This window comes from Streptomyces violaceoruber (genome assembly GCF_033406955.1).
Taxonomy (GTDB): Bacteria; Actinomycetota; Actinomycetes; order Streptomycetales; family Streptomycetaceae; genus Streptomyces; species Streptomyces violaceoruber.
On the sequence record NZ_CP137734.1, the window covers coordinates 2074949 to 2100475 of the forward strand.

The window sequence follows — 25527 nt, forward strand, 5'->3', positions numbered from 1 at the left end:
GCGTCAAGACATGCCTTGAACCCGTCCCTGACGGAGTTGAGCAGAGCGTTCTGGACTCACGCTCCCGTTGTGAAACCGCAGGTGAACCACGCGGCGACTACCTACAGCAGGCTCCACGCGGTGAACTTCGGAAAACAGGTCGAGCACCGTCGAGCACACCTGAAGAACCCGATAAAACCGCAGGTCAGAGCCCCTTCTGGGCAGGCTCAAGAATCGCCACGCACTCCACGTGCGACGTCATCGGAAAGATGTCGGTCCGCGGCCGCTGAGAGAAAGACCAGGTCAGAGCGGGTTTCTCGACTCGCCCTGCATCGAATGGGTGCCGTGAGCGTCAAACGAGCGTCACGGTCGACAGACCATCCGCGTGGGACGCGGAGCTACGGCAGATGCCCGGACTCAGGTGGAATCGGTGGTCCGCTACCTCCGCAGACAGCAGCAAGCCCGTGAACAACAGCATCGGCCTCGGAGGTGAGACTGGAGGAATGCGCCGTCGGTGTCCTGGCTGTGCTGACCATGCTGCCCGGGCCGGACATGGCCGTCGTGACCAGACGGGCCGCCACCTCCGGCTGTCAGGACGGGCTACGGACAGCGGGCGAGATCACCGCGGGGCTCCTGGTCTGGAGCGTGCTGCCGGCCTCACCGCCGTCCTGACCTCGCGTCAGCCACCGCGTACACGGGGGTCGAACTGGTCGGTGACGGTCCAGTCTGATGAGCAACGTCTTCCAGCCGAAGACTGCCCGGCCCCCTCACCACGGTCTCCCCCGCTCCGACGGCACTCGCCACGTCGGTCATCATGGGTGCACTTCTCATGCCTGCGTCAAGGTCGCTCTCGATAAGCCTTGTCTAGAGCGGACAAGGCCCCTCCAATGTCCGTGATCCCGGAGAAGAGAGCTTTGACCTGGGCGAAATGTGTTTGCTGAACGGCGGAGTTCGGCCAGCGCTGATCCATGAAGGGAACGGTAGTTCCGGCCTTCTGCCGCTCCGCGACTTCCCTGATCGCGGAGTCGACGGTGAAGGAGGGGTTCGGGATGGCGGGGAGGGTGGCGCCGGAGCGGTTGTACAGGTTCTGTCCGCGAGCGGAGCCCAGGAAGTCGATGAAAGCGAAGGCTTCCTTGCGGTGTCTTGTGTCGGGGTTGAGGCCATAGGCGGCCGATACGGCACCGGGCATCCGTGTGTCGTCGGGGTCATCTGTGGCCGGCAGTGCGGTCATACGCAGTGTCAGGCCAGGGGCGGCGGCGCGTAGCTCGGACAGTACGCTCGCGACCTGGACGACTCCCACGGCCCGGCCCGTAGCCACCTGGTCGAGCGTTTCCTCGTACGTGGTGTCCAGTGGGTCGGCGTTGAAGCAGCCGCGCCCGTCCATCTCCATGTATTTGCGCAGGGCGGTTCGCCAGCCGGAGTTGGCGAAGGTTTCCTTGCCGAGTTCCATGTCGGTGTCGAAGTCCGGTTCGTCGGCGTAGACGGTTGTCGCGACCAGGGCGTAGGTGATGAGTTGGGTGACCCAGGGGGTGGCGTTGCCCAGGGCGAGGAGGACCTTGCCGTGGTCGCGGGCCTTGTCGCAGAGGGTGAGGAGTTCTGTCCAGGTCCGAGGGGGTGCTCCTCCGATGGCCTCCAGTGCTTCCGTGGAGAAGACCGTTCCGATGCCGCTGAAGGTCACAGGTACCGCGAACGTGCTGCCGTTCACGTCAGTGACCGGTTTGACGCCTATGGGCATCGTGCGGTTGAAGCGGCGAAGGCTCAGGTTCTCCAGCAGGTCGTCGTGTTCCAGCGCGGTGACGGAGGCGGGATTGCCGTTGCCGGGCCAGACGGTGAACACGTCGGGGCCGTCACCCGCGCGGAGCCGGCCTGGCAGTTTCTGCTGGAGGTCGCCGGTGTCGGAGTAGTCGACCGTGACGTGTGTGTCGGGGTTGAGGCGGTGGAACTCGGCGACAACGGCGTCCATCGCGGACCTATCGGTGACGCTTGCCCTGACCGACAACTCGACCGGCCCGTCCTGTTCGGTCCCGAACGGGCCGCATCCGGTGGTCGTGGTGGCCGCGAGCGCCAGGCTGATGGCGAGGCCGAGCAGGTGTGAGGTGCGTGTCACGGACGGACTCCGGGCGGGAAGGAGGAATGAGGTTGGCTGGCGCGAGGCGTGGGGTGTCAGGGCCGGATCGGCCGGCGGCGGCTCGTGTGACGTTCACTCGACCGTGCAGCGGTCACACGAGCCGCCCGCGCCCCAGGGGCCGACGGTGGTCAGCCGAGTGTGAGGGCACGCTGTGCGGTGACGGCGCGGGAGGAACGCGCCGTCGCGAAGGTGTAGACACCCGGGGTGAGCGTCATTGCGCCCGACGACCAGACGCTGAGGTCCTGGACCGGGATCGTCAGGCTCAGTCGCTTGGAGCCGGCCGCTGGAAGGGTGACCTTCTGGAACGCGACCAGGCGGCGAGGCTCTGCCGCCGCCGAGGCGGGAAGCGTGGCGTAGACCTGGAGGACCTCTGTGCCCTCGCGCCGTCCGGTGTTGGTCACGGTGACCTCGACGATGACCTGCTGGGCGGCCTTGTCGTAGGTGGCTTCCAGGGAGCCGTGCGCGAAGGTCGTGTAGGACAGGCCGTGGCCGAAGGGGAAGCGGGGTTCCTGCTTCCTGGCGTCGTAGAAGCGGTAGCCGACGGCGATGCCCTCGTCGTAGGAGACGGTGCCGCTCGTGCCCGGGTAGGTGGCGGGGGTGGTGCCGGGGCCCTGGGTGGCGTCGGTGGGGAAGGTCACCGGGAGGCGGCCGGCCGGGTCGCTGTCGCCGAAGAGGACGGCGGCGATGGCGGTGCCGGCACCGCGGCCCGCGTACCACGTCTGCACGACGGCCTCCACGTCATTGAGCCAGGGGGTGGCGACGGGGCCGTCGGTGTTGAGGACGACGATCGTGCGGGGGTTTGCGGCGGCGACGGCGGTGATGAGCTGGTCCTGGTCGCCGGGCAGTGCGTATCCGTCGTGGTCCATGCCCTCGCCGGCGACCCGGTTCACGAAGACGACGGCGGCGTCGGCCGCGCGGGCCGCCGTCACGGCGGCGGGGATGAGGGACTCGGGCTGCCAGCCGAAGGTCAGGCCGCACGTTCCGGGTTCCGCGGTGGCGTTGTTGTAGGTGATCTCCACGGTGACGGCGCGTCCGGCGGTCAGTTCGGCGGTTCCCTGGAGCGGGTAGTCGTAGGGGCCGAGGAAGAAGCGGGCCATCTGGCGGGTGCCGGAGACGACCGTCCTGCCGTCGATCTTCAGCGTGGTCGTCCCGGACGGCAGCAGGGAGAAGCGGTGCAGGCCGGTGGAGGTCGGCGTCAGCGTGCCGGTCCACTTGGCCGACCACACCTGCGGCAGGCCCTCGACGGGGGCGGCGGTGAAGTCGACGGTGGTGTCGGTGCGGGTCGTGACCGGTGTGCCGGTGCCGTCGGCACTGGTGTAGTAGCTCGCCGTCAGGCCGGCCGCCCCGGTGGGGGTGCGCAGGACGGTGGAGGGGACCGTGGTGAGGGGGAGGTCACCCTTGGTTCCCTGGGCGTGTGTGACCTTGACGGAGCTTCCGGCGCGGGCGCGGATCGCGTCGAGCGGGGTGGTCCAGGTCCCGGGGTCCACGTATGTGGAGCCGGACACGCCGGTGAAGGTGTCGGACCCGGCCGGGCCGACGACGGCGAGCGACTTCACCGCGCTGGTGAGCGGCAGGGCCGCGGAGCGGTTGGCGAGGAGCACCGTGGAGGCGACGGCCGCCTCGTGCGCGAGGTCCTTGTGCGCCTGGGTGCTGACGTTGTCCGCGGGGGCGGGGACGGGGTGGTCGAAGAGGCCGTTCGCGAACATGGTGACGAGGATGCGCCGGGCCGCGTCGTCGAGCCGGGCGGCCGGTATCGCGCCGCCGGTGAGGGAACCCGCCGGGATCTGGACACCGCCGGGGCCGAGTCCGGCGAGGTCCATGCCGGCCCGGGCGGCGGCGACCTGGTCGTCCCCGGCCCAGAAGTCGGGCACGGTGTAGCCCTGGAGGCCCATGCCCTTCTTCAGGTCGTCGAACAGACCGGTGTGCCGTGTTGCGAACGTTCCGTTGATCTTCGGGTACGCCATCATTACGGAGGTGGCGGGGGCGGCGGCGATCACGCGGCGGAAGGGCGCCTGGTAGTACTCGTGGAGCGCTCGGTCGGACACTTTGGTGTCGATGAAGAAGCGGTTGACTTCCTGGGTGTAGGCGGCGAAGTGCTTGAGGGTGGCCGCCATGTACTGGGACTGGATGGCCACGGTGAGGGCGGCGCCCAGCCGTCCGGCGAGCACCGGGTCCTCGCCCATGGCTTCGGCCTGACGGCCGAAGTGCCAGGTGCGGGTCAGGTCGATGGTGGGGCCGAGGGCGTTGTTGTACCCCTTGGCCCGGCCCTCGATGCCGATGGCCTTCCCGATCCGGCCGGCGAGCGCCTCGTCGAAGGTGGCCGCCTGGGCCACGGGTACGGGGAAGGCGGTGACGCCCGTCTCGCCGCGCAGCCCTGCAGAGGCGTCGACCATGGTGAGGGCGGGGATGCCGAGGTGGGCCACGGCGGCGAAGTCGCAGCGTACGAGGGCCTCTTTCTCGCCGGCCGTCATACGGGCGAGCAGTTCGGCGGCCCGGTCCTGCGCCACGGTCCGTGGCGCGGCGACCGCTCGGTTGGTGACCGCGGGAGCCATGCTTGCGGCCAGGGCCGTGAAGGCTGCGGCAGAGAGGAACGTTCGTCGGTTCACAGCGGCTCTCCGGACTGAGATGGCGGCAGTACGACGCGCCGCCGCGGGTTGGGGGGAGGTGAGGCCGGCCGAGGGGTCAGGTCACGGCCGGCCCCGGCTCGATGGGGCTCTGGGAGCAGCCGCGTGGTCGCGGAGCCCCGAGGGATCGCATTTCCCTTTTTTCACTTCTCGGCGGCAGAGTACTCGCCGCGTCCCACGGTGAGCTCTCGGCGCCACGGCCGTATTCGGCCACGAAGTTCTTCCCAGCAGGCTGGAAACTATGGCCTCCTCCGAGGCAAGGTCAACCCTCCGGGACCTCCTCTTTAAAATAGACCCTGACCAGCAGGTTACCGCCTTGGAATTTTAATAGGGTCCTGAAATTTCAATTGAACGGACCGATGGAATTCTCTGCCATCGACGCCCTGGATGATCTGAATTCACAAGACAAATAGCAGACACATAGCAGCCCGACTCATCGCGTGATGCGTCGGGCTGTCCCTCTTCGCGTACGGGAGACGGTCAGGCCGCCGCTCCGAGTTCCGCGGTGTCCAGGGCATGGTCGCCCGGCCCGAGGGCGAGGGGTGCGCAGCCGGGGAGTTCCACTGTGGCCGTGCAGCCTTCCGGCACCGTGATGTCGGCCGTCATGCCGGTGGCGGTGAGCTCCCAGGACAGTGCGGCCGTCCCGTAGGGAGTGTCATGGCGTACACGGGCCCAGCTGATGCCGCCGCCCGGACGGGGGCGGAAGGAAAGCCGGCGGTGGCCCGGAGCGGTGGCGCTGATACCGCCGACCACCCGGTGCAGCCAGTCGGCAACGGCTCCGAGCGCGTAGTGGTTGAAGCTGGTCATGCCGCCCGGGTTGAGGGTGCCGTCGGGCCGCAGACTGTCCCAGCGCTCCCAGATCGTGGTGGCGCCCATGGTGACGGTGTAGAGCCAGGAGGGGCACTCGGTCTGCAGCAACAGGCGGTAGGCGACGTCGAGGTGACCGTTGTCGGTGAGGGCGTCGCAGATGAGCGGGGTGCCGACGAAGCCGGTGGAGATGCGCGCGCCGTCGGCGAGCACGATCTCGGCGAGGCGGTCGGCAGCCGGTCCGCGCTGTTCCGGCGTGAGCAAGTCGAAGGCCAGGGCGATCGCGTACGCGGTGGCGCTGTCGCTCGTGAGGCGGGCCGAGGGCAGGACGTACCGTCGCCGGAAGGCGTCGGCTACCTCGGCGGCGAGTGCCGCGTACCGTTCGCTGTCCGCGTCAAACCTCAACTCCGCTGCGGCCAGGGCGAGATGTCGCGCGGAGTGGGCGAAGTAGGCGGTGGCGACCAGGTAGCGGTCGGTACGGCCTGCGGCCGGGTCGTCCGGTGGGGCGGCCGGGTCGAGCCAGTCCCCCAGCTGGACGCCGGTGTCCCACAGGCGGGTGGGACCGGCGAGGCGTTCGACCAGCTCGACCCACGCTTTGGCCATGGGGTAGTGGCGGCGCAGGAGTTCCAGGTCGCCGTAGCGCTGGAAGAGCGTCCAGGGCGTGAGGGTGGCGACGTCTCCCCATGCGGCGCCGGGGTGGATCGGCGTCCACATCGGTTCGCCCGGGATGACGGGGACGTACCAGGGGATCGTGCCGTCCGGGAGCTGTTCGATGCCGACGTCGGTGAGCCAGGAGTCGAGCAGGCCGGCGCAGTCGTAGAGGAAACTCGCCGTCGGGGCGAAGACCTGAATGTCGCCCGTCCAGCCGAGGCGTTCGTCGCGCTGGGGGCAGTCGGTGGGCAGGTCGACGAAGTTGCCGCGCATGCTCCACACGACGTTCTCGTGCAGGCGGTTGACGAGCGGATCGCTGCACTCGAACCATCCGGTGCGGCGCATGTCGGTGTGGTACACGCGGGCGGTCACCTGGCCGGCCGTCAGCTCGGCGGGCCAGCCGCTGATCTCGGCGTAGCGGAAGCCGTGCAGGGTGAAGCGGGGTTCCCAGGTGAGAGGTCCGCCGCCGGAAAGGATGAGGGTGTCGACGGAGTACGCCTCGCGCAGCGGGCGCGTGGCCAGTTCGCCGTCCTCCAAGACCTCGGCGTGCCGCAGGGTGAGTGTGGTGCCGGCCGGTCCGTCGACGGTGACCCGGAGACGACCGACGAGGTTCTGCCCGAAGTCGAGCAGGTGACGCCCGTCGCCGGTGCGGGTGACGGTGACCGGGGTGACCTCCTCGGTGCAGCGCACGGGCGGTCCGAGAGGAGCGACGAGGGTGCCGGCATCTCGTGCGCCCGTGCGGACCGGCGTCCAGTCCCCCGTGCCGGCCGCGGGCGGTGTGGCCCACGTGGGATCGTGCAGGCGGGCGTCGAAGGTCTCCCCTTCGTACAGGCCGCTGGTGAGGATCGGGCCGGGCGCCGCTTCCCAGGTCCGGTCGGTGGCGACGACATGCGTGGTGCCGTCGTCGTACTCCACCTCCAACTGGGCGATGAGGGACTGGTCGGTGCCGTAGATGTTGCGGGTGCCGCCGTCGAAGCCGTACTTGCCGCGGTACCAGCCGTCGCCGAGCCAGGCACCGACGGTGTTGGCGCCCTCGGTGAGGTGGGCGGTGACGTCGTGCGTGCGGTACCGCAGCCGGTGCGGATAGACGGTCCAGCCCGGTGCGAGCGCTTCGTCGCCGACGCGGCGTCCGTTGATCTCCACCTCGTACAGGCCGTGAGCGGTGACATAGAGGCGTGCGCGGGCGACGGGCCGGTCGAGACGGAAGTCCTTGCGCACGCGGGCGGGGCGGCGCTCGCCCTCGGGGTCCTCGTCCCAGTCGGCGCCCACGGGTACGGCCTGCCAGTCGGCGGCGTCGAGGAGCCCCGCCTCGACGTCTCTCGGTGTGCTCCACTCCGAGGGGCCTGCGGCGTCGGAGGTCCAGACGCGGACGCGGACGGTGACGCGTTCCCGGGATGTCAGGGGGTCGCCGGGCCACGGCACGAGGACCTGCTCGGCGCTGTCGACGCGCCCGGTGCGGCGGATGCCGCCACGGCGTTCGAGTTCCAGCTCGTACGACACCTGGCGGCCGGTGCCTGCGGGCAAGGTCCAGGTCAACCGGGGGGAGGCGACTCCGATGCCGAGTCCGTCCGGCAGGTGTTCGAAGCTGACCGGGGAGGGCTGAGGGGGGAGCAAGGGGCGACCCTTCTTTCACGTGTGGTCACAGTCGGGAGCGTGACGGGTGGGCGCGGCGAACTCCCCGGAGCCGGGGGCCGGGGAGACGGCAGGCCGGGGCGAGGACCGGGTCAGCCCTTCAACGCTCCCGAGGTGAGGCCCTTCATGACCTTCTGATTGAGGAAGAGGTAGATCACGAGGGTGCCGAAGACGTTGATGCAGATGGCCGCGAAGAGGGGGCCGTACTGGGTGGCGCCGAAGTCGCCGGTGAAGTTGAGCAGGCCGACCTGGATGGTGCGCAGGTCCTGGTTGTTGGTGAAGGTCAGCGCGATGAGCAGGTCGTTCCAGATGAAGAAGAACTGCACCAGGCCGACGGTGAGCAGGGCGTTGCGCACCAGGGGGAGGCTGATGGTCCAGAAGGCCCGCAGGATGCCGGCGCCGTCGATCGTGGCGGCCTCGAACAGCTCGCGGGGCACGCTGCGGTAGTAGGTGGCCATCATGAAGACGGTCAGGGGCAGGCCCGTGCCGGTGTAGGTGAGGATCAGCGGCCACAGGGTGCCGGACAGGCCGGTCTGGAAGTACACCGTGAACAGGGGCAACAGGATCATCTGCGGCGGGACCATCATGCCCGCGAGGAAGACCAGCAGAGTGAGGCTGCGGCCCTTCCACACCATGACCTGCAGGGCGAAGCCGGCGGCGGTGCCCAGCAGCAGCATCAGCGCGAGCGCGGGGACGACGGCGAGCAGGCTGTTCTGTACGTAGAGGCCGATGTTGCCGGTCGTCCACGCCTCGGTGTAGTTGCCCCACTCCCAGGTGGTGGGCAGGCTCCAGGTGGAGTTGTTCAGGTAGTCGTCGTTGGACTTCAGGGAGGTGAGGAACATCCAGATCATCGGGTAGACCTCGACGACCAGCAGGAGAGCGACGACGACCTTGACCCAGAGGCGGCTTCCCGGACGGCCGCGCCGGGCCCGCGGGGCACGCACGGGCGCCTGCCCGGAGCCGCCTGCGGAGGTCTTCACGGGTGTGTCGATGGTGGCCATGTCTCTCAGCCCTCCGTGAGGTCGCGCCGCGAGACGCGGTAGACGACCAGGCTCACCAGCAAGCACACGACGGTCAGCAGCAGGGCGATCGTGCTGCCGTAGCCGTAGTCGCTGTAGGTGAACGACGTCTGGAACATGTACAGGGTCAACGGCGTCGTGCCCGTGCCGGGGCCGCCGTTGGTCAACGCGACGATCGAGTCGAAGACCTTCAGCGTGCCGTTGATGCTGAAGATCAGCGAGGACATCAGGACCGGCAGGGACAGCGGCAGCACGATGTGGCGGACCAGCCTGAGCCCCGTGGCTCCGTCGAGGCGGGCCGATTCCAGGACCTCGTCGGGGATGTCGACGAGGCCGGCGAAGAGGAGTACGGCGTAGAAGCCCATGGAGCGCCAGATGTCCATGGCGATCAGGACCCAGAAAGCGCTGCCGGCGCTGCCGAAGAAGTCGATCGAGTCGATGCCGACGGCGTTGAGAAGGGAGTTGACCGGGCCGGTCTGCGGGGCGACCTGGAAGAACTTCTGGAAGAGCAGGCCGACCGCGACGGTGGGCAGCACGACCGGGAAGAACACCAGGGTGCGGACGAGCGCCGAGGCGCGCTTGAGGAAGAAGACGTAGAGCAGCGCCAGGAGATACCCGGCGACCACCTGCCCGGCGGTGACGACGACGGCGTACTTCAGGGTGAACCACAGGGCGTCGTGGACGGCCGGGTCGTCCAGAAGGCGCGAGAAGTTGGCGACGCCGTTTCCGGTGAAGCCGTTGATCGTGTTGCCCTTGGTGAAGGAGTACCCGAGCGACCACACCATCGGGACCAGCATGATCAGGGAATAGACGAGGAGGGCGGGACCGAGCAGGAGCGCGATGGCCCTGCGGTCACCGAGTACGCGGTGCATGGGTGGGTGTCCACTTTCTTCGGAGGGACGGGGACGGCCCGCGCGCGGCGGGGCGGGCAGGAGCGAGCGGGCCGTCCCCGGCCGGTCACTGGGCGGCCAGCGCGTCCTGAACGGTCTGCATGAACTGCTCGGGGCTCGTGCTGCCGCTGACCAGACCTGCCGCGTTCTGCTGACTGACGGTGGTCGCCTTGGTGCTGAACAGGGCCTCGAACCACAGCACGTTCTGCTTCGAGGCGCTGATGGTGTCCCGCACCTGGGTGGTGACCTCGTTGGCGTCCTTGACCTCGGTGTTCACCTTGAAGCCGGAGATGGAGCCGTGGTCCTTCAGCGCGGTGGAGCCGTAGTTCTTCGCGATGCAGGACACCCAGGCGCCGGTCTTCTTGTCGAAGGACTTCGAGGCGAACGTGATGCCCAGGCCGACGTTGGACGGGTACTGGTCGACGGAGCCCTTGCCGCCGGTGACGGCCGGGAAGGGCATGAAGCCGGTGTCCTCCGCCCCGATCTTGTTCTGCTTGTCGTCGGAGATGTTCGCCAGTGCCCAGCTGCCCATGTAGAACATGGCGGCCTTGCCGGTGAGGAACTGGTTCATCGCCGTGTCGTAGTCGATGGAGCCGACACCCTTGCCGAAGTAGCCCTTCTTGCCGAGGGCCGCGACCTCCTCGGCGGCCTTCACGTACTCCGGGTCGGTCAGCTTCGCCTTGCCGTCCGCCACCTTCTGCAGGGCGTCGGGGCCGAGGCTGCGGTAGAGGTAGCCGCTGATGAGACGGGTGAGCGGCCAGCCCTGCTGACCGGATGCGGAGAACGGCTGGACGCCCTTCGCCTCCAGCTTCGCCGCGGCCGACACCAGCTCCTCCCAGGTGCCCGGCACCTTGATCCCGTGGTCCGCGAAGACCTTCTTGTTGTAGAAGATGCCCTCGATGTTGTACTCGTACGGCAGGACCTGGAGTTCCCCGCCGTACAGGGCCTTGATGGTGGAGACGGCGGCCGGCTCCAGCTGGTCGAGAACGCCCAGCTCCTTGAGCTTCGCCTCCAGGTCGGCGACCTTGCCGGACTTGACCAACTGCTGGGTGAGCGCCGGGGCGTTGCCCGCCGCGAACTGCACCGGCAGCGCGTCCTGGCCGGCCAGCAACTGGAGCTTCTGGTCCAGGCTCGCCTGCGGAACGGTCTCCACCTTCAGCGGCAGGGCGTCGTTCGCGGCCTTGCACTCGCCCTTGGACATGGCGGTCAGCGCCGTCTTCACGGTGGTGTTCTCGGTGACGCTCAGGTAGTCGAAGTTCTCGGGGGCGGAGGAGGAGCCGCCGGCCCCGCTGCCGCCGCACGCGGTGGCGAGCAGCGCGAGCGAGGCGGTGCCGGCGGTGAGCAGGCTCAGTCGCGCACGACGGGCGCGGGAGGTACGAAGGGGCACGGAGGACTCCCAAGGATCATGACGAGCGGGGTGAGTGCGGGAAACAGCGCCAGGGGCGAAGTACGAGGCCCGGCAGCACGCGGGCAGCAACCCGACAGAGACCGTGTAAAACGTTCTCCACAGCGAGTGGGCAACACCCTGCACCGCTCCTCCGCCACCGTCAAGACACAAGCAGGTAACACCGTGGTGATCAACGAAGGGCTTGACGGACAGCGGGGAGTAGCGTGTAGACCGTTACACCTACGACTACTCACTTCGGGACGTGGACCATGGACGGGGCTTCCGCAGCCAAGCCGAACAAGCGCGTGACCATCACCGATGTCGCCCGGCACGCCGGGGTGTCCACGGCCGCCGTCTCCAAGGTGATGCGCAATGCCTACGGCGTGAGCGAGGCGATGCGGGAGAAGGTCCAGGCGGCCATCGCCGACCTGGGCTACCGTCCGCACGCGGCGGCACGAGGGATGCGCGGCCGGACGTACACCATCGGTGTACTGCTGGACAACGTCCGCAACGCGTTCTTCGCCGACATCCTCGACGGCATCCGGGACGAACTCCGCCACACCGACTACACGGTGCTGATCGGCGCGGCCGGCTTCGACCCCGAGGAACAGGCCAGGACCATCCGTTCCCTGGTGGACCGGCAGATGGACGGACTGATCCTCATCGCCCCGGGGACACCGCGCGCGGAGGTGCTGGACACGGCCGCTTCGACGCCGACCGTGGTCATCGGGCACCACGACGCCTCCGACACCTACGACTCGGTCGTCGACGCCGACGACCTCGGCGCCGGTCTGGTGGTGGATCACCTGGTCTCGCTCGGCCACCGTGACATCGCCCTGGTCTCGGCCCCGGGCACCCGGGCCAACAAGTGGAAGCGCACACCGGAGGCCGTGCTGAGCGAGGGCTATCTGCACGCGATGCAACGGCACGGACTCGACCGGTTCGCGCGGGTCCACCACACCGCCTACTCCGACGACGGCGGCTTCAAGGCGGGCATGACACTGCTGACGGCCGACCGTCCGCCGACCGCCGTGATGACCGGTGCGGACGTCGCCGCACTGGGCGTATACCGCGCGGCGCACGAACTCGGGCTGCGCATCCCCCGGGACCTGTCGCTCGTCGGCTACAACAACACCGCGCTCGCCGCCCTGGCCCCCGTCCAACTGACCAGCGTGGACCAGGCGGGACACACCATGGGCTCCGCCGCCGCCCGGATGCTCGTCGAGCGCGTCGAAAACCGAAGGGACAGAGCCATGCAGACCACGATGACCCCCCGTCTGGTGGTGCGCTCCACCACCGGCGCTCCGCAGGAACGCTAGGCCGTGGACCGGCGGCCGCCTGTCGCCCCCACAGCTCACCGCGCACGTGACTCCGACGGAGCGACGGCGGTGGCCGAACCTGTCGGCCGCCCACGTCCCCGGGTCGGCATCAAGGACGTGGCGCGGGAGGCAGGCGTCTCGCTCGGTACGGTCTCCAACGTCCTCAACCGGCCCGAGATCGTGTCCGAGGGAACGCGCTCGCGCGTCCTGGAAGTGATCGACTCCCTCGGCTACGTCCGGGCCGAGGGCGCCCGGCAGTTGCGCGGCTGGGCCTCCCGGGTGATCGCCGTCATGGTGCTCGACATGGCGAACCCGTTCTTCACCGCGCTCGCCTCCGGCGTGGAACAGGCCGCCCGTGAGGCGGACCTCGGCGTCATGGTCTGCACGGGCGCCCACGATCCGGCAGAGGCGGCACGTCACCTGTCGCTGATCACTTCGCACCAGGTCCGCGGTGCCGTGCTGGCCTCCGGCGAAGGAGTCGGGCGCACCGTCGCGGCCTTCCGCCGCAACGCCGTGCCCTTCGTCGTGGCCGACCAGTACGCGCCCCAGCCCGCGGCATGCTCCGTCGGCATCGACGACGTGGCGGGCGGACGGGCCGCGGTACGGCACCTGCTCGAACGGGGCCACCGCTCCCTCGCCTACGTCAGCGGCCCCGACCGCCTCCAGCAGGTGAGGGACCGCCGCCGCGGCGCCCTCACCGCGATCAGCGAGTCCGGCCTGCCGTCCACCGCGCTGAGAGAACTGTCCTGCGACACCCTCACCGTGACGGCTGGCAAGGACGCCGGGCACCGCATCCTCGGCCTGCCCGAGCGACCCACCGCCGTCTTCTGCGCCAACGACCTGCTCGCCCTCGGTGTCCTGCAGGCCCTGTACGAGGCCGGCCTCAGGGTGCCGGACGACATCGCTGTGGTGGGATACGACGACATCGAATTCGCCGCGTCCGCCGTGGTACCGCTCACCTCGGTGCGACGACCGGCATCCGCTATGGGACGGCAGGCCGGCCGACTGCTCATCGAGGACACGGCCCACGGAGTCAGGCACACGCACCGCCACCTCGTGCTGCAACCGGAACTGGTCGTACGCCGGTCGACGCTGGCGGCTCCCGCGCGCTGACCAGGTCGACTCGGGACCGTGGGAAACGTGTACGGAACCGATCACGGGTACGGCATGGAAAACGAGCACGGCGAAACTCCGGCCGACGGTACGGGAGGGTCGACCGCCGAGACGATGATCATCTCCGGCTGTCGGAGAGAGACGTCGAGCGAGAGCGCACCGACAGGCCCCGTCCGAGCATGCGTCCTGCCGGGCGGCCCTGCCCACCCCCACCGTCATTCACGTTACGGATGGATTCCATCCGTGACGTGGATGAGGTCCTCCGTTCACGTGCGGGGCCTCGCTCACCCCCCGGGCTCGTCGGCCATCCGCCTGCCGACCCGGGCGGCGGTCTCCCGCAGCCAGATGTGGGCCGCGTCGTGGGTGTGCACGGGGTGCCACCACAACGCCTCCCGCAGCGGCACCGCCTCGTAGGGCGGCTCCACCACACGCACGGCGGCGAGCGGCGCGAGGAGCCGGGCGAGGCGGGCCTGGATCAGGGCGATACGCCGGGTTCCGCTGACCAGCAGCGGCATGATCTGGAAGCTGTCGACGGAGACCTCGACACGGGGCTCGATGCCCAGCATGCCGAGCTGTCGGACGGCCGGGGCGTCGTAGGTGCGCTGGTAGGTGACCCAGGGCAGCCGGGCCAGGTCTTCCCGGGTCAGCCGGTCGTCGACGCTCGGGTGATCCTCGGCGACGAGGAAGACCCAACGGTCCTGGTAGAGGTCGGTGGCGGGGAAGTCGCTGATGACGCCGTGCGGCATGAGCAGGCCGTCGGTGGTGCTCAGCAGGGTGTCCGTGGCGTCCACCACGGTGGTCGGCGTCTGGGCGAACCGCAGGCGGATGCCGGGGGCCTCCTGATGCACGACCCGGGCGAGTTCGGCGCCGAAGACGGCGACCGCGTAGTCGGACGCCACGAGCTTGAACTCACGGCTCTCCTTGGCCGGGTCGAAGTCCGCCTGGCTGGCGAAGAGCCGTTCCAGCAGGTCGTAGGCGGTGGACGCGCGGTCGAGGAGGACCTGCCCGAGGGCGGTGAGTTCGTAGTGGCCGCCGACCCGGGCCAGCAGGTCGTCGTCGAAGTGCCTGCGCAGGCGGGAGAGCGCCGCGCTCATCGCCGGCTGGCTGAGGCCGACGCGCTGTCCGGCGCGGGTGACGTTGCGCTCTTCGAGGAGAGCGCGCAGGGCGACGACGAGGTTGAGGTCCAGGCGACTGAGATTCACGGCGGCTTTTCTCGTTGTTCGGCGGTGACCTGCGGAAATTTGACTCATGGATGACTGTCATCCACGGAATCTATTTCCCTGATCGCGGGTGGCGAGTCCAGATTAGTGCCATCGCAATCAGGAGGACATGTCCGTGAAACCTGAAGCCGCGTCCGCCCTCTTCGCCGGACCCTTCGCCCTCGCCACCCTTTCGGCCCTCGACGGGGCCGCCTTCCCCGCTCTCGTCACCTTCGACGCCCAGGTGATCGACCTGCGGGACGCCCTGGACGACGCCGACCTGAGCGTGCGGGACCTCCTGGACGACTGGGAGGCGGTGCTGCCCCGGTTGACGGCCCTGGCTGGCGACAGCGCGCCACGACGCGCGCCCCTGGCGGACTTCCGGGTGCACGCACCGGTCGAGCCGCGCCAGGTGTTCCAGTCCGGCGCCAACTACCGGCAGCACGTCATCGACCTGCACGTCGCGCACCGCGCGCCCGGTGACGACCGGCCGGAGGCGGAGCGGCGCGCGGAGGCAGCCGAGATCATGGACCGGCGGGCCGCCGAGGATCTGCCGTACGTGTTCATCGGGCTGCCGAGCGCGATCACCGGTCCCTACGACGACGTCGTGCTGCCGTCCTGGGCGAAGAAGCCCGACTGGGAGCTGGAACTGGCCGCGGTGATCGGCCGCCCGGCCTACCAGGTGTCCGTCGAGGAGGCCCTGGGCCACGTCGCGGGCTACACGATCGCCAACGACCTGACCGACCGGGCCACCGTCTTCCGCCGGGACATGCCGCAGATCGGGACCGACTGGCTGCGCAGCAAGAACGCCCCCGGGTTCACCCCGCTGGGCCCCTGGATCGTGCCCACCGCGTCGATCGCGGACACGGGCGACCTGCGCCTCACCCTGAAGCTCAACGGCGAGACCATGCAGGACGAGTCGACCAAGGACATGATCTTCGACGTGGCGCGGATGGTCTCCTACGCCTCGCAGACCGCCCACCTCCTGCCCGGTGACCTGGTACTCACCGGCTCCCCGGCGGGCAACGGCATGCACTGGGGCCGGCTGCTGCGCGACGGTGACGTCATGGACGGTTCCATCACCGGGCTCGGTGCCCAGCGCACGCGATGCGTGGCGGAGGCGGCCCGATGACGCTGGACCGCACCGACCCCGAGGGCTCGATCGCCCGGACCGCGAAGGCGTGCTCCAACTGGAACCGCTGGGGCGAGGACGACGTGCTCGGCACGCTCAACTTCCTCGACGAGGCCAAGCGCCGCGAGGGCGCCGCCCTGATACGGCGGGGTACTAGTTTCTCCCTGTCCCAGCGCTTCGACATCGACGGCCCGCAGAAGGGCTGGCGCAAGCGCACCAATCCGGTGCACACCATGCTGGACACCGGCACGGACGCGGCCCTCGGCAACCAGGGCCTGCCGCACGGCATCGGCGGCGCCGACGACGTCATAGCGATGCCGCTGCAGTGCTCCACCCAGTGGGACGGGCTCGGCCACATCTTCGACCACGGCAAGGCGTGGAACGGGCGCCCGGCCGAGCAGGTCGTCACCTCCGACGGCGACCAGGTCACCGGCATCGAGCACATGGCCCCGCACGTCGCCGGACGCGGAGTGCTCCTGGACGTCGGCCGGGTCGTCGGTGAGGACGGTGAGCTGCCGGACGGCTTCGCGATCACCGAGGAGCACCTGGCCGCGACCGCCGAGGCGCACGGTGTGCGGGTGGGGCGCGGCGACATCGTCCTCGTCCGCACCGGCCAGCTCGCCCGGGTGCGCCGCGACGGATGGGGTGACTACGCCGGCGGGCCCGCGCCCGGGCTGTCGTTCACCACGGCGGGCTGGCTGCACGGCAGCGAGATCGCCGCGATCGCCACCGACACCTGGGGCTTCGAGGTCCGCCCGAATGAGTTCGAGCACGCCTTCCAGCCGCTGCACCAGGTCGCCATCCCCCACATCGGCCTGCTGATCGGCGAGATGTGGGACTTGGACGCCCTGGCCGAGGACTGCGCGACCGACGGGGAGTACGCCTTCTGGCTCACCGCCGCACCCCTGCCCATCACCGGGGCCGTCGGCTCACCCGTCAACCCGATCGCCGTCAAGTAACCAGCGGAACAAGGGAGTTCCCCATGAGCAAAGCCCGTAAAGTCCTGGTGATCGGCGGGGGCGCGGCCGGCAATGCCGTCACGATCCTGCTCCGCCGCGCCGGCATCACCGTGGACCTGGTCGAGGCCAAGGACGACTGGAACGCCACCGCCGGCTCCGGCATCACCCTCCAGGGCAACGCCCTGCGCGTCCTGCGTGAACTCGGCGTCTGGGAGCAGGTGGAGGCGTCCGGCTTCGGCTTCGGCTCCGTCGGCATCACCGCCCCCGACGGCACCGTCCTGCACGCCCACGACGACCTGCGCACCGGCGGCGACGACCTGCCCGCCACCGTCGGCATGCAGCGCCCCCGGCTCCAGCAGATCCTCATCGACGCCGTGCGCGCCGGCGGCGCCACCGTCCGCGTCGGCACCACCGCCGAGATCCTGGACCAGGACGCCGACGGCGTCTCCGTGCGCCTCTCCGACGGCACCGAGCACCGCTACGACCTCGTGGTCGCCGCCGACGGCCTCGGCTCCCGCACCCGCGCCGCGATCGGCATCACGGACAAGCCGGAACCGACCGGCATGGCCATCTGGCGCATCGCCGCCCCGCGCCCGGCCGGCGTCACCCGTACCGACCTCGCCTACGGCGGCCCGGCCTACATCGCCGGCTACTGCCCCACCAGCGAGACCACCCTGTACGCGTACGTCGTCGAGGCCAACCGTGACCGCGCGTCGATCCCGCCGGAGTCGTACGCCGACGAGATGCGGCGCCTGGCCTCCTCCTACGGCGGCCACTGGCCGGAGATCACCGAGCACATCACCGACCCGGCGAAGGTCAACTACACCTGGTTCGACCGGCTGTTGGTCGAGGGCTCCTGGCACCGCGGCCGGGTCGTCCTCGTCGGCGACGCCGCACACTGCTGCCCGCCCACCCTCGCCCAGGGCGCCGCACTGTCCCTGGAGGACGCCTGGGTGCTCGCGCAGATGCTGACCGGGACCGACGACTGGGACGACGCGCTGTTCCAGGCGTACTACGAGCGGCGGATCACCCGCGTCCGCCCGGTCGTGGAGGCGTCCGTACAGATCGGGCAGTGGCAGCTCGACGGGGTGCGCGACGCGGATGTGCCCGGCCTGATGGGCCGCACCATGACCATGCTCCGGGAGTTGCCGTGACCGCCGAGAACACGGCTCTCGTGAACGCCACCGCCGTGAACACGCCCACCGTGGACGTGCACGCCCACGTCCTGCTGCCCGAGGTCGAGGCGCTCGTCGCCGGCCTGCCCGGCCACGCCGAGGCCAAGGAACTGGACGCCCGGCGCAACGGCCCCGCCGCCCTCGCCGTCAGCGGCCCCATGGTGCGCGAGCGCATCCCCCGCCTGACCGACCCCGCCGTGCGCCTGGCCGCGATGGACGCCCAGGGCGTCGACGTCCAACTGGTCTGCCCCTCGCCCTCGCACTACCACTACTGGGCCGACAAGGACACCGCCGAGAAGCTGTACCGGCTCGCCAACGAGGCCACGGCCGCACACTGTGCAGCCGCCCCCGACCGACTGCGCGGACTCGGCCTGGCCCCGCTCCAGCACCCGGAGCAGGCGGTCCGGGCCCTGGACCACGCCCTGGAGCAGGGCCTGGCCGGGGTGGAGATCTCCAGCCACGCCCCAGGACGCGAGCTGTCCGACCCGGCCTACGAGCCCTTCTGGACCCGGGCCGAAGAGACCGGCGCGCTCGTCTTCCTGCACCCCTTCGGCTGCACTCTGGACGAGCGACTGGACCGGTGGTACCTGTCCAACACGGTCGGACAGCCCACCGAGAACGCCGTCGCGCTGTCCCACCTGATCTTCTCGGGAGTGCTCGACCGCCACCCGGAGCTGACGCTGATCGCGGCGCACGGCGGCGGCTACCTGCCCACCCACATCGGCCGCTCCGACCACGCCTGGTCGGCACGCTCCGACGCGGGCGCCGGCTGCGCGCAGCTGCCCAGCAGCTACCTGAAGCGGCTGTACTTCGACTCGCTGGTCCACGACCCGCACGTGCTGCGCGAGCTGATCCGGGTGGCCGGCGCCGACCGGGTGCTGCTCGGCTCCGACTTCCCCTTCGACATGGGCACCGAGGACCCGGTCGGCGCCCTGCGCGCCGCGCGCCTGTCCGACGCCGACTTCCGAGCCGTCCGGGGCGGCAACGCCGCCGCCCTCCTCCGGAAGGACTGACCGCCATGCGTCTGCTCACCCACCTGCGGCACGTCGACCTCGCCGTGCCCGACTACGACAAGCAGCTCGACTTCTACGCCGGCGTCTGGGGCCTGACCAAGGTCGCCGAGGACTCCGGCATCTCCTTCCTGGCCGCCGAGGGCTCCCCGGAGCAGTACGTCGTGCGGCTGCGCCGGGCCGAGGAGAAGCGCCTCGACCTCGTCTCCTACGGCGCCGCGTCCCCCGCGGACGTCGACACCCTCGCCGAGCGACTGCTCGCGGGCGGCGTGCAGTTGATCTCCCGGCCGGGCAAGGTCGACACCCCCGGCGGCGGCTACGGCTTCCGCTTCTTCGACGTCGACGGCCGCACCATCGAGGTGTCCGCCGACGTCGAGGTCAGGCAGCACCGCAGGATCGAGGAGAAGGAGGCGATCCCGGTCAAGCTCTCCCACGTCGTCCTCAACTCCCCCGACCTGAACCGCACCCGCGAGTGGTACGAGCGCCACCTCGGCTTCGCCCTGTCGGACACGCTCAGCTCGCCGCACATGGGCGAGGTCATGCACTTCATGCGGATCAGCAGCCAGCACCACTCCATGGCCCTGGCGAAGGGCCCGCACACCGCCCTGCACCACATCTCCTTCGAGATGCGCGGCATCGACGAATACATGCGCGGCTCCGGCCGTGTCATCCGGGCCGGCTTCAAGAAGATCTGGGGGCCCGGCCGGCACATGGCGGGCGACAACACCTTCACGTACTTCCTCGACCCGCACGGCAACACCGTCGAGTACACCACCGAGTTGGAGAACCTGGACGAGGACACCTGGCACCCCCACGTCTACGACTTCTCCCAGCCCGAGGTCACCGACCAGTGGGGCACCGCCAACCCCATGAACGAACTCGTCGCCAAGGAATCGTTCAACGACCCCGACCGCGGCGTGTTCGTCGCCCCGCCGGTCTGATCCGCTCCCCGCGCACCGGGGACGCGGCGGCGGTGTCCACGCCCTGATTCCCGCCGCCACGTCCCCGGCCCCGCTGTCCCCCTTCCTCACCCCCCACGGCTCCCGCATCAACGACGATCGAAGGAACCGCCCCGATGGCCCCTCACTCGACCCCGCTGTCCCGTCGCGGGCCGGCGGCGCGGCCGACTACCGGGGCCGCCTCACCGTGGGCCACCACCTCATGCGCATCCCACTCTCCTGATCACACTCCGCTGGAGCCGCACCATGCGTTTCGCCGCATACGAACACCGACACCACCACCGGGTGGCCGTCGTGGAAGAGGACGGCACCCTCTTCCCCCTGCCGGGCGTCACCTCGCTCACCGCACTGATCCAGCGGACCGACGGGCTCCCCGGGTTGCTCGCCGCCGGCGCCGCGGCCCTGGACGTCCCCCCGGGCCCGCATGTCTCCCAGGTCCGGTTGCTGCCTCCGCTGCAGCCCGCGTCCGTACGGGACTTCGTGACCTTCGAGGAGCACGTGGAAGGGGTGCGCCGGTCCGTGGAGGGCACCGGCGGCGTCCCCGAGCAGTGGTACGCGGCCCCGACCTTCTACTTCACCAATCCGCACGCGATCTACGGCCCCGGGGACGGCATCCCCGTACCCCCCGGTTCGGCCGTGCTCGACTTCGAACTCGAAGTGGGCGCCGTGGTCGGTCGGGAGGGCCGCGACCTCACCGCCGAACAGGCCCGCGACCACATCGTCGGCTACACCGTCTTCAACGACTGGTCCGCGCGGGACCTCCAGGGCGCGGAGATGAGGGTGGGCCTCGGCCCGTGCAAGGGCAAGGACACCGCCACCACCCTCGGCCCGTACCTGGTCACCGCGGACGAGCTGGAGCCGTACCGGGACCGCGAAGGATTCCTGCGCCTGGCCCTGACCGCCGAGGTCAACGGCGAGAAGCTCGGCGAGGACCTGCTGTCCAACATGAGCTGGACGTTCGAGGAGATGACCGCCTACGCCTCCCGCGGCACCCGCGTCGTCCCCGGTGACGTCCTCGGCTCGGGCACCTGCGGCAACGGCGGCTGCCTCGCCGAACTCTGGGGCCTGCGCGGCGAGCAGACCCCACCCCCGCTGAAGCCCGGCGACACCGTCACCCTCACCGTCGAGGGCATCGGCACCCTCACCAACACCGTCGTCCCCGGCGTCGAGCCCGTCCCGCTGCCCGTCGGCCGGCGCCGCTCCCGGGAGCGGCCGTGAGCGACCTGCACCCCAAGAGGCTGCTCGGCAAGGTCGTCGTCGTCACCGGCGCCGCACGCGGACAGGGCGCCGCCGAGGCCGAGGCCCTCACCCGCGAGGGGGCCCGGGTCATCGCCACCGACGCCGTCGAAGCGCCGGGCTGCCGGCGCCTGGACGTCACCCGCGAGCAGGACTGGGCCGCACTCGCCGCCGAGCTGCGCGAGGCGTACGGGCAGGTGCACGGCCTCGTCAACAACGCCGGCATCACCTGGCGAGCCCGCGTCGGCGACGTACGCCCCGAGGACATGACCCGCGTCCACGCGGTCAACGTCACCGGCCCGCTGCTCGGCATCCAGCACCTTGCCCCGCTCATGCCGCCCGGTTCCTCGGTCGTCAACGTCGGCTCCTCGGCGGCCCTCACCGCGCACTACCCGGTCGCCTACACGACCAGCAAGTGGGCGCTGCGCGGCCTGTCGAAGACCGCCGCCCTGGAGCTGGGCCCGCGCGGCATCCGCGTCAACACGATCCACCCCGGCTACATCGAGACGGAGATGACCGCCTCCGCCGCGCCCGCCTTCCGCGAGGCCAACATCAAGGAGACTCCGCTGGGCCGCACCGGCTCCGTCGGCGAGGTGGCGCCGCTGGTCGTGTTCCTGCTGTCCGACGACGCGTCGTTCATCAGCGGCGCGGAGATCCCGGTGGACGGCGGCATGACCGCGCACGGCGGCGTCAAGTCCGTCTCCGACGCCCTGCGGGAGGGAGCGCGGTGAAGCGGCTGGAAGGCAAGGTGGCGCTGATCTCCGGGACCGCGCGCGGCCAGGGCCGGGCCGCCGCGCTGCGGTTCGCCGCCGAGGGCGCCCTCGTGGTCGGCAGTGACCTGCTGCACGAGGAAGCCGTCGAGACCCAGCGCCTCATCGCCCGCGAGGGCGGCACCGCCCTCACCCCCGGCCCGCTCGACGTCACCGACGAGCAGTCCGTCCGTGCCTGGGTGGACGAGGCGGTGGACGCGTTCGGCGGCGTCGACATCGTGTATGCCAACGCGGGCGCCGTGCGGTTCGGCCCGATCGACAGCCAGCCGTACAAGGACTTCGCGTTCACCATGCGGGCCGAGCTGGACTCGGTGTGGCTGACCGTGCGGGCGGCCTGGCCGCACCTGGTGCGCAGCCGCGGCTGCGTCCTGACCGTCGGCTCGACCGCGGGACTCACCGGTTCCCTCACCAACCACCGGACGGCCCATTCGGCGTCGAAGGGCGCCGTCATCGCGCTCACCCGCCAACTCGCCGCCGAGGGAGCACCGCACGGCGTCCGGGTGAACTGCGTGAGCCCCGGGATGATCGACACCGAGGGCTCGCGCGACAACCTGCTCGCCGACGACCACCCGATGAGCGACATCTCCGGCCACATCCCCCTCGGGCGGCTGGGCCACCCCGACGACGTCGTCAACGCGGCCGTCTTCCTGGCCTCCGACGAGGCCGCCTACATCACCGGCGCCAACCTGGTCGTGGACGGCGGCTGGTCCACCGTCCTGCCCGGCGCCCCGAACCGAAAGGCAGTCCGCACGTGAACAAGGTCCGCGCCGACGCCGCCGAAGCGGTCGCCGACATCCCCGACGGCGCTTCGCTCGCCGTCGGCGGCTTCGGCCTCAGCGGCGTCCCCGAAGTCCTGGTCCGCGCCCTGTACGAACGGGGCACGAACGGCCTGAAAGTCGTCTCGAACAACTGCGGCGTCGACGGCCGGGGACTCGGCATCCTGCTCTCCGCGGGCCGTATCGCCCGAGTGACCGGCTCCTACGTCGGTGAGAACAAGGAGTTCGCCCGCCAGTACCTCGGCGGCGAACTGGAAGTGGAACTGACCCCGCAGGGCACCCTCGCCGAGCGGCTGCGCGCCGGCGGCGCGGGCATCCCCGCCTTCTACACCCCGGCCGGCGTCGGCACCCAGGTCGCGAACGGCGGGCTGCCGTGGCGCTACGCGCCCGACGGCACCGTGGCCGTCGCCTCCCCGCCCAAGGAGACACGCGACTTCGCCGGCCGCCCGTACGTCCTGGAACACGGCATCACCACCGACTTCGCCCTCGTCCGGGCCTGGCGCGGCGACCACCACGGCAATCTCGTCTTCCGCCGGGCCGCCGCCAACTTCAACCCCCTCGCCGCCATGGCCGGCCGCGTCACCGTCGCCGAGGTCGAGGAACTCGTCGAACCGGGCGCGCTCCGACCCGATGAGGTCCACGTGCCCGGGATCTACGTTCAGCGGGTCGTGGCGCTCACCGCGGGCCAGGCCGCCGACAAGCCCATAGAGAAGAGGACCGTACGTCCATGAGCTGGACCCGCGAGCAGATGGCCGCCCGCGCCGCCGCCGAACTCACCGACGGCTCCTACGTCAACCTGGGCATCGGCCTGCCCACCCTGATCCCCGGACACCTCCCACGCGGCGTCCACGTCGTCCTGCACTCCGAGAACGGCATCCTCGGCACCGGCCCCTACCCCACCGAGGACGAAGTCGACCCCGACCTGATCAACGCCGGCAAGGAAACGGTCACCGTCCTGCCGGGCGCCTCCTTCTTCGACTCCGCGCTCTCCTTCGGCATGATCCGCGGCGGTCACATCGACACCGCCGTCCTCGGCGCCATGCAGGTCTCCGCCCGCGGCGGCCTCGCCAACTGGATGATCCCCGGCAAGATGGTCAAGGGCATGGGCGGTGCCATGGACCTCGTCCACGGCGCACGCCGCGTCATCGTCCTCATGGAACACACCGCCAAGGACGGCACCCCCAAGATCGTCGACGAGTGCGCCCTCCCCCTCACCGGCGAGCAGTGCGTCCACCGGATCATCACCGACCTCGGCGTTCTCGATGTCACCCCCCAGGGCCTCGCCCTGGTCGAAACCGCACCCGGCGTCACCGTCGAGGACATCACCGCCCGCACCGGCACCGCCCTGAAGGTGGACAGTGTCTCCGCCGCGTGCTGACCGGCGGTCGGAAGAGTTTCTCCACGATCCATTGACACGGGGGAAACACTCTCGGAATATATTCCGTACACCAATGATTGGTGTACGGACCATCGGAGGCCGGGTCTGACCGCCTCCGCTCCCGATGTCCTCCCGAGCTGACTTTTGGAGGCCAGATGCCCGTCCTCACCTCTCCACTCCACATCGCCGTAGTCGGAGGCGGCATCGGCGGACTGGCCGCCGCGCTGGCGACTGCCCGCGCCGGCCATCGCGTGACGCTCGTGGAGCGGGCCGCCCGCTTCGGCGAGATCGGGGCCGGCCTGCAGCTCGCCCCGAACGCCTCCCTAGCCCTCGACGAACTCGGCGTACTGCCGGCCGTCCGGGCATCCGCGGTAGCCCCGCCCCGGCTGGTCATGATGGATGCCCTGACCGGTGACGAGGTCACCTCCCTCGATCTGCGCAGCTCGGCCTACACCGACCGTTTCGCGCACCCGTACCTGGTCACCCACCGCACCGACCTGCACGCCGCACTGCTGACCGCCTGTCAGGAGCACCCGGCCGTCACGCTGCGCACGGGACACACCGTCGCCGAGGCAGACCAGGACGGATCCGGGGTACACCTGCACTTCGCGGAGGGCCACGCCCCGCTGACGGCCGACGCGGTCGTCGCCGCGGACGGACTGCACTCCCGGCTGCGCCAGGTACTGGTCGGTGACGGGGAACCGGTCTGCTCGCGCTACGTCGCCTTCCGCGGCGCCCTGCCCACCGGGAAGATGACCGGCCGGATGTCCCAGCACGCCGCCTCGGAAGCGGTGATGGTGTGGACCGGGCCGCGCATGCACCTGGTGCAGTACCCCGTACGTCGCGGCGAGCTGTACAACCAGGTCGCCGTGTTCGAGAGCGACCACTACACGCCGGATTCCGACGACTGGGGCACCGAGGCCGAGCTGGAGGAGCGCTTCGCCGGCGCCTGCCGGGCCGTGCGCGACGCGCTGCCGCTCGTCTCCCGCGACCGGCGCTGGCCGCTGTACGACCGTGCCCCGATCAGCACCTGGGTGCACGGGCGGATCGCGCTGCTCGGAGACGCCGCCCACCCCATGCTCCAGTACCTCGCGCAGGGCGCCTGCCAGGCACTGGAGGACGCCGTGGCGCTCGGCCAGGCTCTCGGCCGGAGCGCGGACCCCGCCGAAGCCTTCGCCGCATACGCGGACCGGCGTCGGGAACGGGCGACTCTCATCCAGATCAACGCCCGCCGCTTCGGCGAGATCTGCCACCTCGAAGGCATGGGAGCCACCCTGCGCAACATGCTCCTCTCGTCGCGCGGCCCCGAGGCGTTCGACGACATCTCCTGGGTGTGGACCCCCACCCCCGCACCTGCTCCCGCCCTGTGATCCGGCTCGCGTAG

Annotated in this window: 20 protein-coding genes and 1 pseudogene; 14 read left to right on the forward strand and 7 right to left on the reverse strand. The window is 70.3% G+C overall.

The genetic code is table 11. From position 1 onward, the window contains the following. Positions 1–513 precede the first annotated feature (513 nt). Positions 514–694 (forward strand): annotated as a pseudogene (locus tag R2E43_RS08985) (LysE family translocator); the annotation flags it as partial. Between the two features lie 123 nt (positions 695–817). Here the strand turns inward: R2E43_RS08985 and R2E43_RS08990 are convergent. The 6 genes from R2E43_RS08990 to R2E43_RS09015 all read right to left on the reverse strand — a co-directional run bounded on the left by R2E43_RS08990 (position 818) and on the right by R2E43_RS09015 (position 11117). Next, positions 818–2086, reverse strand: coding sequence for an ABC transporter substrate-binding protein (locus R2E43_RS08990; RefSeq protein ID WP_332056090.1), 1269 nt, complete (start codon positions 2084–2086; stop codon positions 818–820). Between the two features lie 149 nt (positions 2087–2235). Continuing rightward, positions 2236–4713 carry a glycoside hydrolase family 3 protein gene (locus R2E43_RS08995; protein WP_332056091.1) on the reverse strand — a complete coding sequence of 826 codons (2478 nt, stop codon included), beginning with the start codon at positions 4711–4713 and terminating at the stop codon, positions 2236–2238. A 498-nt stretch (positions 4714–5211) separates the two neighbouring features. Beyond that, positions 5212–7803, reverse strand: coding sequence for an alpha-L-rhamnosidase (locus tag R2E43_RS09000; protein ID WP_332056092.1), 2592 nt, complete (start codon positions 7801–7803; stop codon positions 5212–5214). Positions 7804–7913: 110 nt separating this feature from the next. After that, on the reverse strand, positions 7914–8822 hold the full coding sequence (locus R2E43_RS09005) for a carbohydrate ABC transporter permease (protein WP_189557648.1): 909 nt from the start codon (positions 8820–8822) through the stop codon (positions 7914–7916). A gap of 5 nt (positions 8823–8827) precedes the next feature. Continuing rightward, a complete protein-coding gene (locus R2E43_RS09010; RefSeq protein WP_189557649.1) occupies positions 8828–9712 on the reverse strand; it encodes a carbohydrate ABC transporter permease in 885 nt (294 codons plus the stop codon). Between the two features lie 85 nt (positions 9713–9797). Further along, on the reverse strand, positions 9798–11117 hold the full coding sequence (locus tag R2E43_RS09015; RefSeq protein ID WP_332056093.1) for an ABC transporter substrate-binding protein: 1320 nt from the start codon (positions 11115–11117) through the stop codon (positions 9798–9800). Positions 11118–11386: 269 nt separating this feature from the next. Between R2E43_RS09015 and R2E43_RS09020 the strand changes: the two genes are divergently transcribed. Together R2E43_RS09020 and R2E43_RS09025 are read left to right on the forward strand one after the other, a co-directional pair. After that, the gene (locus R2E43_RS09020; RefSeq protein WP_332056094.1) at positions 11387–12436 is read left to right on the forward strand and encodes a LacI family DNA-binding transcriptional regulator; all 1050 of its coding nucleotides are present in this window, start codon (positions 11387–11389) and stop codon (positions 12434–12436) included. 69 nt (positions 12437–12505) lie between these two features. Next, positions 12506–13549 (forward strand): LacI family DNA-binding transcriptional regulator, encoded by a 1044-nt coding sequence (locus tag R2E43_RS09025; protein ID WP_229846769.1) that lies wholly within the window; start codon positions 12506–12508, stop codon positions 13547–13549. A 284-nt stretch (positions 13550–13833) separates the two neighbouring features. On the opposite strand, the gene R2E43_RS09030 is transcribed toward R2E43_RS09025, so the two are convergent. Then, complete coding sequence (locus tag R2E43_RS09030) at positions 13834–14751, reverse strand: LysR family transcriptional regulator (protein ID WP_189557653.1); 918 nt, start codon at positions 14749–14751, stop codon at positions 13834–13836. A 127-nt stretch (positions 14752–14878) separates the two neighbouring features. On the opposite strand from R2E43_RS09030, the gene R2E43_RS09035 reads away from it, so the two are divergent. The 11 genes from R2E43_RS09035 to R2E43_RS09085 all read left to right on the forward strand — a co-directional run bounded on the left by R2E43_RS09035 (position 14879) and on the right by R2E43_RS09085 (position 25513). Continuing rightward, positions 14879–15880 (forward strand): fumarylacetoacetate hydrolase family protein, encoded by a 1002-nt coding sequence (locus R2E43_RS09035; protein ID WP_189557654.1) that lies wholly within the window; start codon positions 14879–14881, stop codon positions 15878–15880. Continuing rightward, on the forward strand, positions 15877–16839 hold the full coding sequence (locus R2E43_RS09040; protein ID WP_332056095.1) for a cyclase family protein: 963 nt from the start codon (positions 15877–15879) through the stop codon (positions 16837–16839). The genes R2E43_RS09035 and R2E43_RS09040 overlap by 4 nt, the downstream gene beginning before the upstream one ends. A gap of 23 nt (positions 16840–16862) precedes the next feature. After that, complete coding sequence (locus R2E43_RS09045) at positions 16863–17993, forward strand: FAD-dependent oxidoreductase (protein ID WP_189557656.1); 1131 nt, start codon at positions 16863–16865, stop codon at positions 17991–17993. 35 nt (positions 17994–18028) lie between these two features. Then, on the forward strand, positions 18029–19027 hold the full coding sequence (locus R2E43_RS09050; RefSeq protein WP_189558138.1) for an amidohydrolase family protein: 999 nt from the start codon (positions 18029–18031) through the stop codon (positions 19025–19027). Between the two features lie 5 nt (positions 19028–19032). Beyond that, a complete protein-coding gene (locus tag R2E43_RS09055) occupies positions 19033–19965 on the forward strand; it encodes a VOC family protein (protein WP_332056096.1) in 933 nt (310 codons plus the stop codon). Between the two features lie 264 nt (positions 19966–20229). Further along, a complete protein-coding gene (locus R2E43_RS09060; protein WP_189557658.1) occupies positions 20230–21201 on the forward strand; it encodes a fumarylacetoacetate hydrolase family protein in 972 nt (323 codons plus the stop codon). Then, entirely contained in the window at positions 21198–21950 is a 753-nt protein-coding gene (locus R2E43_RS09065; RefSeq protein WP_189557659.1) for an SDR family NAD(P)-dependent oxidoreductase, read from the forward strand. Before R2E43_RS09060 ends, R2E43_RS09065 begins: the two co-directional genes overlap by 4 nt. Beyond that, the gene (locus R2E43_RS09070; RefSeq protein WP_189557660.1) at positions 21947–22744 is read left to right on the forward strand and encodes an SDR family NAD(P)-dependent oxidoreductase; all 798 of its coding nucleotides are present in this window, start codon (positions 21947–21949) and stop codon (positions 22742–22744) included. The genes R2E43_RS09065 and R2E43_RS09070 overlap by 4 nt, the downstream gene beginning before the upstream one ends. Beyond that, on the forward strand, positions 22741–23496 hold the full coding sequence (locus R2E43_RS09075; RefSeq protein ID WP_189557661.1) for a CoA transferase subunit A: 756 nt from the start codon (positions 22741–22743) through the stop codon (positions 23494–23496). Before R2E43_RS09070 ends, R2E43_RS09075 begins: the two co-directional genes overlap by 4 nt. Continuing rightward, positions 23493–24143, forward strand: a complete 651-nt coding sequence (locus R2E43_RS09080) for a CoA transferase subunit B (RefSeq protein WP_332056097.1) — start codon at positions 23493–23495, stop codon at positions 24141–24143. The genes R2E43_RS09075 and R2E43_RS09080 overlap by 4 nt, the downstream gene beginning before the upstream one ends. Positions 24144–24298: 155 nt before the next feature. Then, the gene (locus R2E43_RS09085) at positions 24299–25513 is read left to right on the forward strand and encodes an FAD-dependent monooxygenase (protein WP_332056098.1); all 1215 of its coding nucleotides are present in this window, start codon (positions 24299–24301) and stop codon (positions 25511–25513) included. Positions 25514–25527: the final 14 nt, after the last annotated feature.

Bases quoted from the DNA above. Each gene is read 5' to 3' on its own strand.
- R2E43_RS09020 (WP_332056094.1), top strand. From the start codon at position 11,387: ATGGACGGGGCTTCCGCAGCCAAGCCGAACAAGCGCGTGACCATCACC.
- R2E43_RS09010 (WP_189557649.1), bottom strand. From the start codon at position 9,712: ATGCACCGCGTACTCGGTGACCGCAGGGCCATCGCGCTCCTGCTCGGT.
- R2E43_RS09045 (WP_189557656.1), top strand. From the start codon at position 16,863: ATGAGCAAAGCCCGTAAAGTCCTGGTGATCGGCGGGGGCGCGGCCGGC.
- R2E43_RS09060 (WP_189557658.1), top strand. From the start codon at position 20,230: ATGCGTTTCGCCGCATACGAACACCGACACCACCACCGGGTGGCCGTC.
- R2E43_RS09040 (WP_332056095.1), top strand. From the start codon at position 15,877: ATGACGCTGGACCGCACCGACCCCGAGGGCTCGATCGCCCGGACCGCG.
- R2E43_RS09085 (WP_332056098.1), top strand. From the start codon at position 24,299: ATGCCCGTCCTCACCTCTCCACTCCACATCGCCGTAGTCGGAGGCGGC.
- R2E43_RS09005 (WP_189557648.1), bottom strand. From the start codon at position 8,822: ATGGCCACCATCGACACACCCGTGAAGACCTCCGCAGGCGGCTCCGGG.
- R2E43_RS09055 (WP_332056096.1), top strand. From the start codon at position 19,033: ATGCGTCTGCTCACCCACCTGCGGCACGTCGACCTCGCCGTGCCCGAC.
- R2E43_RS09035 (WP_189557654.1), top strand. From the start codon at position 14,879: ATGTCCGTGAAACCTGAAGCCGCGTCCGCCCTCTTCGCCGGACCCTTC.
- R2E43_RS09080 (WP_332056097.1), top strand. From the start codon at position 23,493: ATGAGCTGGACCCGCGAGCAGATGGCCGCCCGCGCCGCCGCCGAACTC.